Source organism: Microbacterium sp. 3J1 (genome assembly GCF_001049495.1).
GTDB lineage: Bacteria > Actinomycetota > Actinomycetes > Actinomycetales > Microbacteriaceae > Microbacterium.
This window is the reverse complement of sequence record NZ_CDWI01000014.1, coordinates 249,870-263,491: the sequence shown is the minus strand read 5'-3', so window position 1 is coordinate 263,491 and position 13,622 is coordinate 249,870. Positions and strand designations below refer to the sequence as shown.

Annotated in this window: 15 protein-coding genes; 8 read left to right on the top strand and 7 right to left on the bottom strand. The window is 68.1% G+C overall.

Features of this window, described 5'->3' with window-relative positions; genetic code table 11:
• Positions 1-13 precede the first annotated feature (13 nt).
• The 8 genes from BN2660_RS15680 to BN2660_RS15645 all read left to right on the top strand — a co-directional run bounded on the left by BN2660_RS15680 (position 14) and on the right by BN2660_RS15645 (position 7,492).
• Positions 14-655, top strand: a complete 642-nt coding sequence (locus tag BN2660_RS15680) for an ATP-dependent Clp protease proteolytic subunit (protein WP_091234454.1) — start codon at positions 14-16, stop codon at positions 653-655.
• Between the two features lie 156 nt (positions 656-811).
• Positions 812-1,747, top strand: a complete 936-nt coding sequence (locus BN2660_RS15675) for a sugar-binding transcriptional regulator (RefSeq protein ID WP_255305217.1) — start codon at positions 812-814, stop codon at positions 1,745-1,747.
• A complete protein-coding gene (gene deoC, locus BN2660_RS15670; protein ID WP_091234451.1) occupies positions 1,744-2,745 on the top strand; it encodes a deoxyribose-phosphate aldolase in 1,002 nt (333 codons plus the stop codon). The genes BN2660_RS15675 and deoC overlap by 4 nt, the downstream gene beginning before the upstream one ends.
• Positions 2,746-2,756: 11 nt before the next feature.
• Entirely contained in the window at positions 2,757-4,199 is a 1,443-nt protein-coding gene (locus tag BN2660_RS15665; protein ID WP_091234448.1) for an aldehyde dehydrogenase family protein, read from the top strand.
• On the top strand, positions 4,196-5,047 hold the full coding sequence (locus tag BN2660_RS15660) for an aldehyde dehydrogenase family protein (protein ID WP_091234445.1): 852 nt from the start codon (positions 4,196-4,198) through the stop codon (positions 5,045-5,047). Before BN2660_RS15665 ends, BN2660_RS15660 begins: the two co-directional genes overlap by 4 nt.
• A 164-nt stretch (positions 5,048-5,211) precedes the next feature.
• Entirely contained in the window at positions 5,212-6,480 is a 1,269-nt protein-coding gene (clpX, locus tag BN2660_RS15655; RefSeq protein ID WP_091234442.1) for an ATP-dependent Clp protease ATP-binding subunit ClpX, read from the top strand.
• A gap of 185 nt (positions 6,481-6,665) precedes the next feature.
• Positions 6,666-7,277: an ArsR/SmtB family transcription factor gene (locus BN2660_RS15650; protein ID WP_091234439.1), complete on the top strand. Its 612-nt coding sequence runs from the start codon at positions 6,666-6,668 to the stop codon at positions 7,275-7,277.
• A complete protein-coding gene (locus tag BN2660_RS15645) occupies positions 7,274-7,492 on the top strand; it encodes a hypothetical protein (protein WP_091234436.1) in 219 nt (72 codons plus the stop codon). Before BN2660_RS15650 ends, BN2660_RS15645 begins: the two co-directional genes overlap by 4 nt.
• A gap of 15 nt (positions 7,493-7,507) precedes the next feature.
• On the opposite strand, the gene BN2660_RS15640 is transcribed toward BN2660_RS15645, so the two are convergent.
• The 7 genes from BN2660_RS15640 to BN2660_RS15610 form a co-directional block, all read right to left on the bottom strand.
• The gene (locus BN2660_RS15640; RefSeq protein WP_091234433.1) at positions 7,508-7,723 is read right to left on the bottom strand and encodes a hypothetical protein; all 216 of its coding nucleotides are present in this window, start codon (positions 7,721-7,723) and stop codon (positions 7,508-7,510) included.
• Positions 7,723-10,332 (bottom strand): valine--tRNA ligase, encoded by a 2,610-nt coding sequence (gene valS / locus BN2660_RS15635; protein ID WP_091234431.1) that lies wholly within the window; start codon positions 10,330-10,332, stop codon positions 7,723-7,725. Before valS ends, BN2660_RS15640 begins: the two co-directional genes overlap by 1 nt.
• Before the next feature lie 102 nt (positions 10,333-10,434).
• Entirely contained in the window at positions 10,435-10,911 is a 477-nt protein-coding gene (locus tag BN2660_RS15630) for a hypothetical protein (protein WP_091234428.1), read from the bottom strand.
• Position 10,912: 1 nt separating this feature from the next.
• Positions 10,913-12,487 (bottom strand): hypothetical protein, encoded by a 1,575-nt coding sequence (locus BN2660_RS15625; protein ID WP_091234425.1) that lies wholly within the window; start codon positions 12,485-12,487, stop codon positions 10,913-10,915.
• The gene (locus BN2660_RS15620) at positions 12,484-12,810 is read right to left on the bottom strand and encodes a hypothetical protein (RefSeq protein ID WP_091234423.1); all 327 of its coding nucleotides are present in this window, start codon (positions 12,808-12,810) and stop codon (positions 12,484-12,486) included. The genes BN2660_RS15625 and BN2660_RS15620 overlap by 4 nt, the downstream gene beginning before the upstream one ends.
• A 62-nt stretch (positions 12,811-12,872) precedes the next feature.
• Positions 12,873-13,166 carry a WXG100 family type VII secretion target gene (locus BN2660_RS15615; RefSeq protein WP_091234420.1) on the bottom strand — a complete coding sequence of 98 codons (294 nt, stop codon included), beginning with the start codon at positions 13,164-13,166 and terminating at the stop codon, positions 12,873-12,875.
• A complete protein-coding gene (locus BN2660_RS15610; protein ID WP_091234418.1) occupies positions 13,166-13,570 on the bottom strand; it encodes a YbaB/EbfC family nucleoid-associated protein in 405 nt (134 codons plus the stop codon). Before BN2660_RS15610 ends, BN2660_RS15615 begins: the two co-directional genes overlap by 1 nt.
• Between the last annotated feature and the right edge of the window lie 52 nt (positions 13,571-13,622).

Genomic DNA, 13,622 nt, shown 5'->3' with positions numbered 1-13,622 from the left:
CGAGAGGATTCTCATGTACACACCCACCTTCCGCTCTGCTGGCGACCTTCCCTCCAGCCGCTACGTGCTCCCCCAGTTCGAGGAGCGCACCGCGTACGGCTTCAAGCGTCAGGACCCGTACAACAAGCTGTTCGAAGATCGCGTGATCTTCCTCGGCGTGCAGGTCGACGACGCGTCGGCCGATGACGTGATGGCGCAGCTCCTGGTCCTGGAGAGCCAGGACTCCGAGCGCGACATCACGATGTACATCAACTCGCCCGGTGGATCCTTCACCGCGATGACCGCGATCTACGACACGATGCAGTACGTCGCGCCGCAGATCCAGACCGTCGTCCTCGGCCAGGCGGCCTCCGCCGCGTCCGTGCTCCTCGCCGCGGGTGCTCCCGGCAAGCGTCTCGCGCTTCCCAACGCCCGTGTGCTCATGCACCAGCCGGCGATGGGCGAGGCGGGCCACGGCCAGGCCTCCGACATCGAGATCCAGGCGGCGGAGATCCTCCGCATGCGCACCTGGCTCGAGGAGACGATGGCTCGCCACACCGGCAAGCCCGTCGAGCAGGTCAACCGCGACATCGACCGCGACAAGATCCTGTCCGCCGCAGAGGCGCTCGAGTACGGCATCGTCGACCAGGTGCTCTCCTCGCGCAAGCGCGTCTGAGCGCACGAGGTTCCGGGAGGACGTCAGCCCCAGGGCTGGCGTCCTCTCGTCGTTTCCCGGCGAATGCGCGGGTGCATGCCGAGCGGATGCTCATATGAGCGAAAGCGTGCGCGAAAGATGACACGAGCGTAGGCTTGGTCACCGAAGGAGGATGCCGTGGAAGACGATCTCACCATGGTCCGCGTCGCAGAGCTGTACTACGACGAGGACAAGACGCAGGACGAGATCGGCGCCATCCTCAAGCTCTCGCGCTGGAAGGTCGGGCGGCTGCTCACCCAGGCGCGCGAGCGCGGCATCGTGCGGATCGAGATCGTCCATCCGCGCGCCCGACGTCTCGGCCTCGAACGGCAGCTCGTCGAGATGCACGGACTCACTGCGGCCGTGGTCGTGCCGGCTCCGGACGGCGACGACGGCACGCTGGAGCGCGTGGCACAGGCCGCCGCCGACTACCTGGCATCCATGCGGCCGGTGCCCCGAACGCTCGGAGTCAGCTGGGGCCGGACTCTCCGCGCCGTGGCCGAGGCGCTCCCTGACGGATGGGCCACGGGCGTGAGCGTCGTGCAGCTCAACGGAGGAGTGAGCCTCAACCGCCGCTCCGGCGGTGCCGCCGGCCTCGCCGTCACCATCGCGCAGCGCGCCTCCGGACAGGTGTCCCTCCTTCCCAGCCCGGCGATCCTCGAGCGGGTCGAGACGAAGCAGGCCATCGAGGCGGATCGCACCGTCGCCGGAGTGCTCGAGGAGGCCGCCGAGGCCCAGGCGTTCCTGTTCACGGCGGGTCCGTGCGACGCGAGCTCCGCCCATGTCGAGAACGGCTACCTGACGGCATCCGATGTCGAGGAGCTCGCGCGACGGGGCGCCGTCGGCGATGTGCTCGGGCGCTACATCGACGCCGACGGCAACATCGTCGACCCGCAGCTCGATGCGCGGACGGTCGGCGTGGACCTCGCAAGACTGCGGGCAGCGAAGCGCGCGATCTTCGTGACCGCGGGTGACGCCAAGCACGACATCGCGCGTACAGTCGTGACGAGCGGCCTGTGCAGCGTCCTGGTGACAGATGAGACCACAGCACGAGCATTGTTGGAGGAACGATGACGACCCAAGAACTCAGCCGCAGAACGGCGGTGGACGTCCTCGGCGGTGAGCCGGACGACGCCACACTCCGCCGCTTCCTGCACGGACTCCCGGGGGTCGACGCGGTCGGCCTCGAGCAGCGGGCGGCCGGGCTCGGCACCCGCTCGATCAAGACGACGTCGAAGGCCTGGGCCCTCGACAAGATCATCACCCTGATCGACCTGACGACGCTCGAAGGAGCGGACACGCCCGGCAAGGTGCGGTCGCTGGTCGCGAAGGCGAAGAACCCGGATGCCGCGGACTCGTCGACCCCGAAGGTCGCCGCGGTCTGCGTGTACGGCGACATGGTCGCGGGCGCTGTCGAGGCGCTCGGAGCCGCGCACGGGGATCCCGACGACGGGCTGATCTCGGTCGCCGCCGTCGCCACGGCGTTCCCCAGTGGGCGATCCTCGCTCGCGATCAAGCTCGCCGACACCGCCGAGGCCGTCGCCGCAGGTGCCGACGAGATCGACATGGTCATCGACCGAGGGGCCTTCCTCTCGGGGCGCTACGGACTCGTGTACGACCAGATCGCACAGGTCAAGGAGGCGTGTCGTCGCGCAGACGGCTCGTACGCGTCGCTCAAGGTGATCCTCGAGACCGGCGAGCTCTCCACGTACGACAACATCAAGCGCGCGTCGTGGCTGGGCATCCTCGCCGGCGGCGACTTCATCAAGACGTCGACCGGCAAGGTGCAGCCTGCGGCGACGCTGCCGACAACGCTTCTCATGCTGGAGACCGTGCGCGACTGGTATCGCGGCACGGGGGAGCGCATCGGCGTGAAGCCCGCCGGGGGCATCCGCGCGTCGAAGGACGCCGTGAAGTACCTCGTCACCGTCGCCGAGACCGTGGGAGAGGAGTGGCTCCAGCCCCACCTGTTCCGCTTCGGCGCCTCGAGCCTGCTCAACGACGTCCTGCTGCAGCGGCAGAAGCTCGCCACCGGCCACTACTCCGGCCCCGACTACGTCACGATCGACTAGGAACCCCGAAGATGACTTTTCTGGAATACGCCCCGGCCCCCGAGTCGAAGGCCGTCCTGAACCTCAAGGACAGTTACGGGCTGTTCATCGACGGCGAGTTCGTCGACGGCTCGGGCTCGAGCTTCACGACCATCTCGCCCGCCGACGAATCGCGCATCGCGGAGATCGCGTCCGCGAACGACGAGGACATCGACCGCGCCGTCGCCGCTGCGCGCCGCGCGTACGACCGGACCTGGTCGCGCATGAGCGGTCGCGACCGCGGCAAGTACCTGTTCCGCATCGCGCGTCTCGTGCAGGAGCGCGCTCGTGAGCTCGCGGTCGCCGAGAGCCTCGACAACGGCAAGCCGATCAAGGAGAGCCGCGACGTCGACGTGCCCCTCGTCGCATCCTGGTTCTTCTACTACGCCGGCTGGGCAGACAAGCTCGACTATGCGGGACTCGGCGCGAACCCGCGCGCACTGGGCGTCGCCGGCCAGGTCATCCCGTGGAACTTCCCCCTGCTGATGCTCGCGTGGAAGCTCGCCCCCGCTCTGGCCGCCGGCAACACGGTGGTGCTGAAGCCTGCGGAGACCACGCCGTTGACGGCGCTGATCTTCGCCGAGATCCTGCAGCAGGCCGACCTGCCGGCGGGGGTCGTCAACATCGTGACGGGCGCCGGCTCCACCGGCGCCGCGCTCGTGCGCCACCCCGATGTCGACAAGGTCGCCTTCACGGGATCCACGGGCGTCGGACGTGACATCGCTCGGGCCGTCGCGGGCACGAACAAGAAGCTCACTCTCGAGCTCGGCGGCAAGGCCGCGAACATCGTGTTCGACGACGCGCCCGTCGACCAGGCGATCGAGGGGATCGTCAACGGCATCTTCTTCAACCAGGGGCATGTGTGCTGCGCCGGGAGCCGCCTGCTCGTCCAGGAGTCGATCCACGACGAGGTCATCGACCGGCTCAAGAGCCGTCTGTCGACGCTGCGTCTGGGCGACCCGCTCGACAAGAACACCGACATCGGCGCGATCAACTCCGCGGCGCAGCTGGCCCGCATCCGCGAGCTCAGCGACATCGGCGAGGCCGAGGGGGCCGAGCGATGGACGGCGGAGTGCGCGATCCCCGAGAAGGGCTTCTGGTTCGCTCCGACCATCTTCACCGGCGTCGAGGCGTCTCACCGGATCGCCCGCGACGAGGTGTTCGGTCCGGTCCTCTCGGTTCTGACGTTCCGCACGCCGGCGGAGGCCATCGCGAAGGCGAACAACACGCCCTACGGTCTGTCGGCGGGCATCTGGTCGGACAAGGGATCGCGCATCCTCGCGGTCGCGGACCGTCTGCGCGCGGGCGTCGTCTGGGCCAACACGTTCAACCGATTCGATCCGTCGAGCCCGTTCGGCGGCTACAAGGAGTCCGGATACGGCCGTGAGGGCGGACGTCAGGGCCTCACCGCGTACCTGAAGGGGGCTGCAGCATGAGCAAGCGACTGAGCGTGCCGAAGACGTACAAGCTGGCTATCGGCGGAGCCTTCCCCCGCAGCGAATCGGGACGCACCTATGAGGTGCTGTCCGCGAAGGGCGCGTTCCTCGCGAACGCCGCTCAGGGCTCGCGCAAGGATGCCAGGGATGCGGTCGTCGCCGCGCGCGCGGCCGTCAAGGGCTGGTCGGGAGCGACCGCGTACAACCGCGGGCAGGTCCTGTACCGCGTCGCGGAGGTCCTGGAGGGCCGCCGGGCGCAGTTCATCGACGAGATCGTCGCACAGGAGGGCGTGTCGTCCTCGGCCGCCGCCGCTCAGGTCGACGACGCGATCGACCTCTGGGTCTGGTACGCCGGCTGGTGCGACAAGTACGCCCAGGTCGCAGGCAACGCCAACCCGGTGTCCGGGCCGTACTTCAACATCTCCGTGCCCGAGCCCACAGGGGTGGTCGCGATCGTCGCCCCGCAGGATTCGGCATTCCTCGGCCTGGTCTCGGTCGTGGCTCCGGCTCTCGTGGCGGGCAACACGGTCGTCGTGATCGCCAGCGAGCGGCATCCGCTCTCGGCCATCAGCCTGGCGGAGGTCTTCGCGACGAGCGACGTGCCCGGGGGAGTCGTCAACGTGCTCACCGGCTCGCCCGCCGAGATGGCGCCGTGGCTCGCGGCCCACCAGGACGTCAATGCGCTCGACCTGGCGGGAGCAGGCGGCCTCGAGTGGGTCGACCTCCAGATCGCCGCAGCCGAGACCCTGAAGCGAGTGCTCACGCCCGGCGACGTCACGGCCTCGCCCGAGCGGATCGCCGCCTTCACCGAGGTCAAGACCGTCTGGCACACGAAGAGCATGGTCTGACGCCGTTCGACCCGAGGCCCGTCCTGCGCATCGCGCGGGGCGGGCCTTCCGCATGCGGGGTCGATACGGACTCGAAACCTGCGTCGCCGCGCCAATGCGTCCCGGTGTCGGATGCAGCGGTTAGGCTCAGTAGACGATCTCTGGATCCCCCTAGGAGGACGCGCATGGCCCGTATCGGTGAGAGCGCTGACCTGTTCAAATGCTCGTTCTGCGGAAAGAGTCAGAAGCAGGTGCAGCAGCTCATCGCTGGCCCCGGTGTATACATCTGCGACGAATGCGTCGAGCTGTGCAACGAGATCATCGAAGAGCGCATGGCCGAGTCCTCCGCCGACGGCACGGCCGACTTCGAGCTGCCGAAGCCGCGCGAGATCTTCTCGTTCCTCGAGGAGTACGTCGTCGGTCAGGAGCCCGCGAAGAAGGCCCTCGCCGTCGCGGTGTACAACCACTACAAGCGGATCCGCGCTCACGGCACGCTCCAGCCGGCCGAGCAGAAGGCCGAGAGCATCGAGATCGCGAAGAGCAACATCCTGCTCATCGGTCCGACGGGCTGCGGCAAGACGTATCTCGCCCAGACGCTGGCGAAGAAGCTCAACGTGCCCTTCGCGGTGGCGGACGCGACCGCGCTCACCGAGGCCGGCTACGTGGGCGAGGACGTCGAGAACATCCTGCTCAAGCTGATCCAGGCCGCCGACTACGACGTCAAACGCGCCGAGCAGGGCATCATCTACATCGACGAGGTCGACAAGATCGCCCGCAAGGCCGAGAATCCGTCGATCACCCGCGACGTCTCGGGTGAGGGCGTCCAGCAGGCGCTGCTGAAGATCATCGAGGGCACGGTCGCGTCCGTGCCGCCGCAGGGCGGACGCAAGCACCCGCACCAGGAGTTCCTGCAGATCGACACGTCGAACGTGCTGTTCATCGTCGCCGGTGCCTTCGCGGGACTCGAGGACATCGTCTCGGCGCGCGTCGGCAAGCACGGCATCGGTTTCGGGGCGCCGCTGCACGACAAGGGCAAGGACCTCGACCTGTTCAGCGAGGTGCTGCCCGAGGACCTGCACAAGTTCGGCCTCATTCCCGAGTTCATCGGTCGTCTTCCCGTCGTCACCAACGTCTCGCCGCTCGATCAGGATGCCCTCATCGACATCCTCACCGGCCCCCGCAACGCGCTCGTCAAGCAGTACCAGCGCATGTTCGAACTCGACGGCGTCCAGCTCGAGTTCGAAGAGGAGGCGCTGCGCTCGATCGCCGACCTCGCGGTGGAGCGCAAGACCGGTGCGCGAGGCCTCCGCGCGATCCTGGAGGATGTGCTCGGACCCGTCATGTTCGAGATCCCGTCGGCCGAGGACGTCGCCAAGGTGATCATCACCCGTGCGGCGGTGGACGAGGGAGCTCCCCCCACGATCGTCATGGAGCGCAAGCGCAAGAGCGCGTAGTCGGTCCGCCGTTCTTCGTGCGTCGCCCGCATGGATCGGGCGATCGTCGCGGCGTGCCCCCTGATGCTGTGATCGCGGTTCCGTTCGCCCGCTGAGCACTGCTCGTCGAGCCAAGGTGAGGGCTCGATCGAACCGAGTGCAAAGAAATGCTTGCAAAGAAATCTTTGCCGAGATATCTTTGCACCATGACCGCACACACCGAGATTCGAACTCTGGACTCCCGCGCGCTGAAGGCGCTGGCACATCCCCTTCGGGTGCGGATCTTCGACCTGCTCGCCTCGCACGGCCCGCAGACCGCCAGTTCGCTCGCTGCGTTGCTCGATGAGACCTCCGGATCCACCAGCTACCACCTGCGCGCACTCGCCGCCCACGACCTGATCTCGGAGGTCGACGGTCGCGGTACTGCACGCGAGCGGTGGTGGGAACTGCCGAAGGGGCGGGTGAATGTGCCGGGTCCGAATGACACCACGTCGCCCGCGAACCGTGCTTCCGCCCAGATCGTGACGTCGGAGTTCTTCCGCCTGCGGCACGAGACCCTGATGGAGTACCTCAACCGCCCACAACGCGACGAACCGGAGGAATGGCGTGACGCGGGGCTGACGACGACGACCCACCTCGATATGACAGCGGCTCAGGTCAGAAAGCTCCGCGGCGAGATCGAGGCGCTCGTCGAGAGCGCGATCGAGCGGTTCCGAGGACAGACCGGACCCGACATGCGCCGCGTGTCGTTGCGGGCGGAGATCTTCGACCTGCCCGACGCGGGCGATCGCCGCAGCAGCCCTGAGGAGGGATCATGACCACGGCAACGCTCCGTCTCGCCACCCCGACGCTGTTCGAGCGGGTGCTTCAGCGCACCGCGCACGGGATCGCCCGTTACGTGGAACGCCGGATCGCCGGTCGGGCGGAACGTCGTGAGATCGCTCTCGACACACTGCGAGAGCAGCAGGCCCGCCGGCAGGATCCCCGCGCCGTCGATCTGGCTCTCGCGCAGCTGGGTCTTCCTCTGCGCTGACGCCGGGGTCGGGCGTCAGTCCTCGAACGGACGAGCGATCACGTCACCGGCGGGGGACTGGACGACCTCCCACCCGGCGTCGAGCTCGGCGATCGCCCGGCCCTCCAGCCAGGTGAGGGTCCAGTGTCCGGAGAGCCCGCGCGCCTCGACCTCGGCGATCGCGGGCCTGAGCAGCGCGGGAACGGATGCGGGGGGCTCGGAGCCCGTCGCCCATCGCGTGCCCAGCTGCATCAGGCGCCCTCGACCGGGGCGAGCTCGATCGCCGTGACGGCGAACTCCTCCGCCTCGGTGATCTCGAGGTCGGCGATGCGGCCGACGGCGCGGAGATCGTCGGCGGCGGCGCGCAGCGCCTCCACCTTCGCCGCCGGTGCGGCGATGGCCGCCCGCGACACCGGGGTCTTCTGCGAGGCCTTCGCCTCCGTCTTCGCGCGTCGGATGCCGATCAGAGCCTCACTCGCGACGGAGAGGACCGCCGGGTCGCCGTCGATGAGGAGAGCCTCGGGCCAGGCCGCTGTGTGCACGGAGCCCTCCTCGAACCACGACCAGGCCTCCTCGGTCGCGAACGAGAGCACGGGTGCGAGCAGGCGCAGCAGTGCCGAGAGAGCCAGGCGCAGTGCGAGTGCAGCCGATGCCTGTCCCACGTCGTTCTGGTTGTAGGCGCGCTCCTTCACCAGTTCCAGGTAGTCGTCGCAGAACGTCCAGAAGAATGCCTCGGTGACCTCGAGCGCCTTGGCCTGATCGTAGTTCTCGAACGCCGTCGTGGCCTCGGCGATCACGGCGTCGAGGGCGGTCAGCATCGACGCGTCGAGCGCGTGCGTGACCTGCGCACCCTCGGGCACGGGGAACGACAGCACGAACTTCGCCGCGTTCAGGACCTTGATGGCCAAACGGCGGCCGATCTTGACCTGCGTGGGGTTCTGGGGATCGAACGCCGCGTCCATGCCGAGGCGGCTGGAGGCCGCCCAGTAGCGCACGGCATCCGACCCGTGGGTCTCGAGGATGTCCGAAGGCGTCACCACGTTGCCCTTGGACTTCGACATCTTCTTGCGGTCGGGATCGACGATGAAGCCGGAGATCGCGGCGTTGCGCCAGGGCGAGCGCGCGTCCTCCAGCGTGGAGCGCAGCATCGTGGAGAACAGCCAGGTGCGGATGATGTCCTGACCCTGCGGGCGCAGGTCGAACGGAGCGGTGAGGTTCCACAGCTCCTCGTCGCGCTGCCACCCGCCGGCGAGTTGCGGCGTGAGGGACGACGTCGCCCAGGTGTCGAGGATGTCGGCCTCTGCCTCGAAGCCTCCCGCCGCGCCCCGCTGATCCTCCGAGTAGCCGGCGGGTACATCCGTCGTCGGATCGATCGGCAGAGACGCGTGGTCGGGCGTGAGCACGCGGTCGTAGTCGCGCTCGCCGTTCTCGTCGAGCGCGTACCAGAGGGGGATCGGCACGCCGAAGAAGCGCTGGCGCGAGACCAGCCAGTCGCCGGTCAGGCCCCCGACCCAGTTCTCGTACCGCACGCGCATGAAGTCCGGGTGGAAGGCGAGCTCGGAACCGTGAGCGAGCAGCTTGTCGCGGAGCTCCGCGTCGCGGGCGCCGTTGCGGATGTACCACTGGCGCGTCGAGACGATCTCCAGCGGGCGGTCACCCTTCTCGAAGAACTTCACCGCGTGCGTGAAGGGCTTGCCGACGGCGGTCATGTCGCCCGTCTCCTGCAGCTTCTCGACGATCGCCTTCCGCGCCGAGAACACGGTCTTGCCGGCGAGCTCGGCGGCGTACCAGTCGGTCGCCTCGGCATTCGCCACGATCGACGGAGCGGTGGGCAGGAAACGACCGTCGAGGCCGATCGTCGTCATGTTCGGCAGATCGCCGCCCTCGACGGTGCGCAGCTCACGCCACCAGATGATGTCGGTCACGTCACCGAAGGTGCAGACCATCGCCGCACCCGTGCCCTTGTCGCGCTGGGCGAGGTGGTGCCCGTGGATCTCGATCTCCGCGCCGAAGAAGGGTGTGCGCACCTTCGTGCCGATGAGGTGCTTGTGAGGTCCCTCGGGGTGCGTGACGATGGCCACGCATGCCGGCAGCAGCTCGGGACGGGTCGTCTCGATGGTGATCGACCCCGAACCGTCTGCGAAGGGGAAGTCGATGGTGTGGTACGCGGCCTGCTGGTCACGGTCCTCGAGTTCGGCCTGCGCGATCGCCGACCGGAAGTCGATGTCCCACAGGGTCGGGGCGAGCGACTGGTAGGCCTCGCCCCGCTCGATGTTGCGGAGGAACGCCAGCTGACTCTGACGGATGGTGTCATCGGAGATCGTGCGGTAGGTCTGCGTCCAGTCGACGCTCAGTCCGAGCTGGCGGAACAGCGCCTCGAACTGCTTCTCGTCCTCGACGGTCAGGCGCTCGCACAGGTCGATGAAGTTGCGTCGGCTGATCGGCACCTGGTCGGCCGCGCGGCTGGATTTGTTGTCGCCGCCCTCGAACGGCGGAGTGAAATCGGCGTCGTAGGGGAGCGACGGGTCACAGCGCACGCCGTAGTAGTTCTGCACGCGACGCTCGGTGGGCAGGCCGTTGTCGTCCCAGCCCATCGGATAGAACACCGTCTTCCCGCGCATGCGCTCGAAGCGCGCCTTGACGTCGGTGTGGGTGTACGAGAACACATGGCCGATGTGCAGGCTGCCCGACGCCGTCGGCGGGGGAGTGTCGATGGAGTACACGCCGTCGCGGCCCGACTGCGCGGCGCGGATGCGATCGAACAGATAGGTTCCCTGCGCGGACCAGGTCTCACCCCACTTCGCTTCGAGGCCTTCGAGTGCGGGCTTGTCAGGAATCTGAGCGGATGCGGACGCGGCCATGAAGGTCTCCTCGAGCGATGTGTGCGGCACTGTGTGAGCGTGCCTGAGTGTGGGTTGTGCCCTACAGTCTAGACGCCTCGCGGATCGAAGGAGCGTCGTCGCTCACTCGCCCCAGACGGCCTCGATGATGGCGGCGGCCTGATCATTCGTGACGGAGAGGCCGCCGTAGGACCCCGCTCGCGTCTCGAGGTCCGGGTCGATGTTCTCGACCACGGCTGGCACATCGATGGTCTCGCCCTCGGAGTCATCCACCGACAGTCGGATCTGATCGCTCGGTACGTCGTTGTGCTCGAGGATGACCCGCAGGATCGTGGCGAGGTCGTCGGGCGACAGGTCGTCGTGATCCAGATCCACGCCGACTCCCATGTAGAACGTGAATCCGTCGAGGCCTTTGGCTGCGAATGAATCCGTCACGCCGATGCCGGCCTCCGCGAGCGCGGCCGGGATCGTCTCCGCGAAGTCTCCGTTCGACAGCTCCTTCGCCACGGGACCGCACGCGGTGAGCGAGAGGGAGAGCGTCACGGCGAGCGCGCCGATCCCGAGGCCATGCAGGACGACCCTGCCTCGTGTACGTCTCATCTCAGCGCTCCACCCCCTGGTAGACCTGGTGATCGACGACGGTTCCGCCGAGACCGGCCAGATTCCACGGATCCGAACCATCGTTCGCGGCGTGGTAGCCGCTCTCCCATTCTCCGACCGAGAGTGCGTATTCCTCGTTGTCGTGCGCCCCGAAGCCGTGCAGCCCGTCGGGATCCGAGAGCGTGATCTGGTGGATGTTCGGCGGCAGCACGGAGGCAGGGGTGTTCGGGATGTCGACGGGGCTCTGCCCCGGCAGACCGGGGAGAGCGACGATGCTCCCGTCGAGCATCGGGACGGGGTCGGTGGCGTGCTGGAACGCGTAGACCGGCACATGCGGCGGCACGTGGAAGTTGTCGACGGGGGAGCCGTTCGTCACGACCCCGATCGGGTTGTACGGGAAGGACGAGTCGGCGGCGAGGTTCGCAGCCATGATTCCGCCCTGGCTGAACCCGGTGAGCACGACGTCGGCACCGGCCGGTATGCCGGCCTGCTGCATCGCATCGAGCACCGCTCGCTCGTACTGGGTGCGGAACAGAGGGTTGTCGAGCATGAGCGCGATGTTGTTGTCCCGGTCGTTCATCGCACCGCTCGACGGGCCGAGCTCCCACGCCTGTGTCGAGGGCAACGAGACCACCCAGTGCAGCGATCCATCGGGTGCCATCACCTGCTTGATGTCGATCGCGGTCGCGTTCTCGCCGCCGATCGCGTCGGTCGTGCCGTTCACCAAGACGAGGTCCGCGAGGGAGTCCAAGGAGGTGACGTCGTGCGCGTTCTCCCATGCCTCGCGTTGCCCAGTCGTCGTCAGGGTCGCCGGGTCGATCTCGCTGACATCCGCGTCGCCGGTGAGGAGGTCGTGTGCGACGTTCCCGAAGATCAGCCCGAGCGGTCCCATCGTCACCACGCTGACGTAGGGGAGCATGTCGACGAGCGTCTCTTTGAGCTGCGCGAGAGCGTCGCCGATCAACGGGACCAGCTTGTACAGGAGCTGGGCGAGTGTGACGACCGAATCGACGAGACTCTTCACCAGCGAGCCCGCCGAGCTCACGAACTCATAGGCCGAGTGGGCGAACCTCTCGATCTGGTCGAGCTTCTGCAACGGGTTCAGCGAGAAGCTGAAGAGGTCGTCCGCGAACCTGCTGAGCCGGCCCAGGAAGTCGCAGATGAGGATGCGGGTGGACTCGATGATCTGCGAGACGAGACGCACCGCGCTCGCCGTGGCCCCGGCCCACTGTGCGCCGTCCTCGGCGACCTCCGCGAGCTCGGTGTACCGCGACCGGAGCGCGCGCACGGTCCGTCCGTCGAGGTCGTCGATCGAGCGGTCGGCGTCGCGCAGGGACTCCGAGACGGTGACGAGCGCGCGTTCGGCATCCTCCCACCGCGATGCGAAGCTGCCGACCGTGCCCGGGTCGCCGAGGAGGTCGTCGAACCACTCGCGAAGCGGCGCGACGTACTGGATCAGGAGGCCGGCGAAGCCGGGGATGCTCGCGCAGTCCGCCTGCGCGCTGCCGGGACCTGCGGTGCCGGCAGCCCAGGATGCCGAGCGGACCTGCCCCGCGACGGACGCGATCGCCGTCACCGTCCGGTTCCTTCCATCGCGCGGAAGGTCTCCACAGCCTTGTCCTCGACGTCGCTGAACGAGTCCACCGTGGACTTCAGGCCCGACGAGGACCCGGTGGCCAGCGCGGTGGCCGTGGTGAGCGCCGATTCGGACGCATCGCCGAGCGAGGAGATCGCCGGTCCGAGCAGAGATCCGCACAGCGCGCCGAAGGCTGAAGCCCCGACACCGCCTGACGCGGCGGACGCTGCCGCGCGCAGTGTCTCAGCCGCATCCTCGAGCGATCTCACATGTGCCCTGAGCACTTCCTCGTCGATCCGGATCTGCTGGTTTGCGGCTGTCATGACATTCCCCCGTCGCGTCGGTGAGTGTGAAGGTCGGCGGCGTCCACCGGTGCGGGCGCCGGTCAGCTTCCGCCGAGTGCGCGCTGTCCGGCGAGGTCGGTCTCTGAGTAGAGCCCGGCGAGACCGGCGAGCACGTCCGCGATCTCGCGCACGAGAGCCGCGCGCTCGGTCATGGACGCGGAGAACCCGTCATGCGCGACGTCGAAGGCGGCCTGCGCCTCACCGGTCCATGAATCCTGCAGCGCGTAGGCGGCCTTTCTGAGATGCTGCAATTCTTCGTCGATCCGGCCCGACGAGTCGCCGATGGACTCCGCTGCCGCGGCCAGCATCGCGGGGTTCACTTCGATCACGCCCATCAGCGGTACTCGATCGTGTCGCCCCGGCCTCCGGGGAATGCGGCGTCGACGTCCTGCCTGACGGCGGCCACGAGGGGGGAATCCTCCCCGAGCGTGGATGCCATCGAGGCGAGCACGGAGTCGGCAGCCGCACGCTGCGCCTTCGCGATGGTGGTCGTGATGACCCGGGCCAGGCCCGCGGCATCCCCCTCCGTCGCTGACAGGCGCACCTCGTCGATCGCGCCGTTGGGGCGAGCGACGACGGTGACGCGGCCATCCGGCGACGTGACGGTCGCCGTGGTCTGCTCGACATCGGCATTGAGCCTGGAGGACTCCTCAGCGAGCGCACGTGATCGCGCTATCTGGGCGTCGATCCTCGCGTGCAGCGCAGCGACGGTCTCCGAGAGTTCTTCATCAGCCGGCACAGTTCTCCCCCTCCTCCGGTGACCATTGCAGTATATGGGCGGGTCCGCCTCG

What these genes read in the sequence shown, in the direction of transcription:
- BN2660_RS15680 (WP_091234454.1), top strand. Translation starts at nt 14, where the DNA reads ATGTACACACCCACCTTCCGCTCTGCTGGCGACCTTCCCTCCAGCCGC.
- deoC (WP_091234451.1), top strand. Translation starts at nt 1,744, where the DNA reads ATGACGACCCAAGAACTCAGCCGCAGAACGGCGGTGGACGTCCTCGGC.
- BN2660_RS15665 (WP_091234448.1), top strand. Translation starts at nt 2,757, where the DNA reads ATGACTTTTCTGGAATACGCCCCGGCCCCCGAGTCGAAGGCCGTCCTG.
- BN2660_RS15660 (WP_091234445.1), top strand. Translation starts at nt 4,196, where the DNA reads ATGAGCAAGCGACTGAGCGTGCCGAAGACGTACAAGCTGGCTATCGGC.
- clpX (WP_091234442.1), top strand. Translation starts at nt 5,212, where the DNA reads ATGGCCCGTATCGGTGAGAGCGCTGACCTGTTCAAATGCTCGTTCTGC.
- BN2660_RS15650 (WP_091234439.1), top strand. Translation starts at nt 6,666, where the DNA reads ATGACCGCACACACCGAGATTCGAACTCTGGACTCCCGCGCGCTGAAG.
- BN2660_RS15645 (WP_091234436.1), top strand. Translation starts at nt 7,274, where the DNA reads ATGACCACGGCAACGCTCCGTCTCGCCACCCCGACGCTGTTCGAGCGG.
- BN2660_RS15640 (WP_091234433.1), bottom strand. Translation starts at nt 7,723, where the DNA reads ATGCAGCTGGGCACGCGATGGGCGACGGGCTCCGAGCCCCCCGCATCC.
- valS (WP_091234431.1), bottom strand. Translation starts at nt 10,332, where the DNA reads ATGGCCGCGTCCGCATCCGCTCAGATTCCTGACAAGCCCGCACTCGAA.
- BN2660_RS15630 (WP_091234428.1), bottom strand. Translation starts at nt 10,911, where the DNA reads ATGAGACGTACACGAGGCAGGGTCGTCCTGCATGGCCTCGGGATCGGC.
- BN2660_RS15620 (WP_091234423.1), bottom strand. Translation starts at nt 12,810, where the DNA reads ATGACAGCCGCAAACCAGCAGATCCGGATCGACGAGGAAGTGCTCAGG.
- BN2660_RS15615 (WP_091234420.1), bottom strand. Translation starts at nt 13,166, where the DNA reads ATGGGCGTGATCGAAGTGAACCCCGCGATGCTGGCCGCGGCAGCGGAG.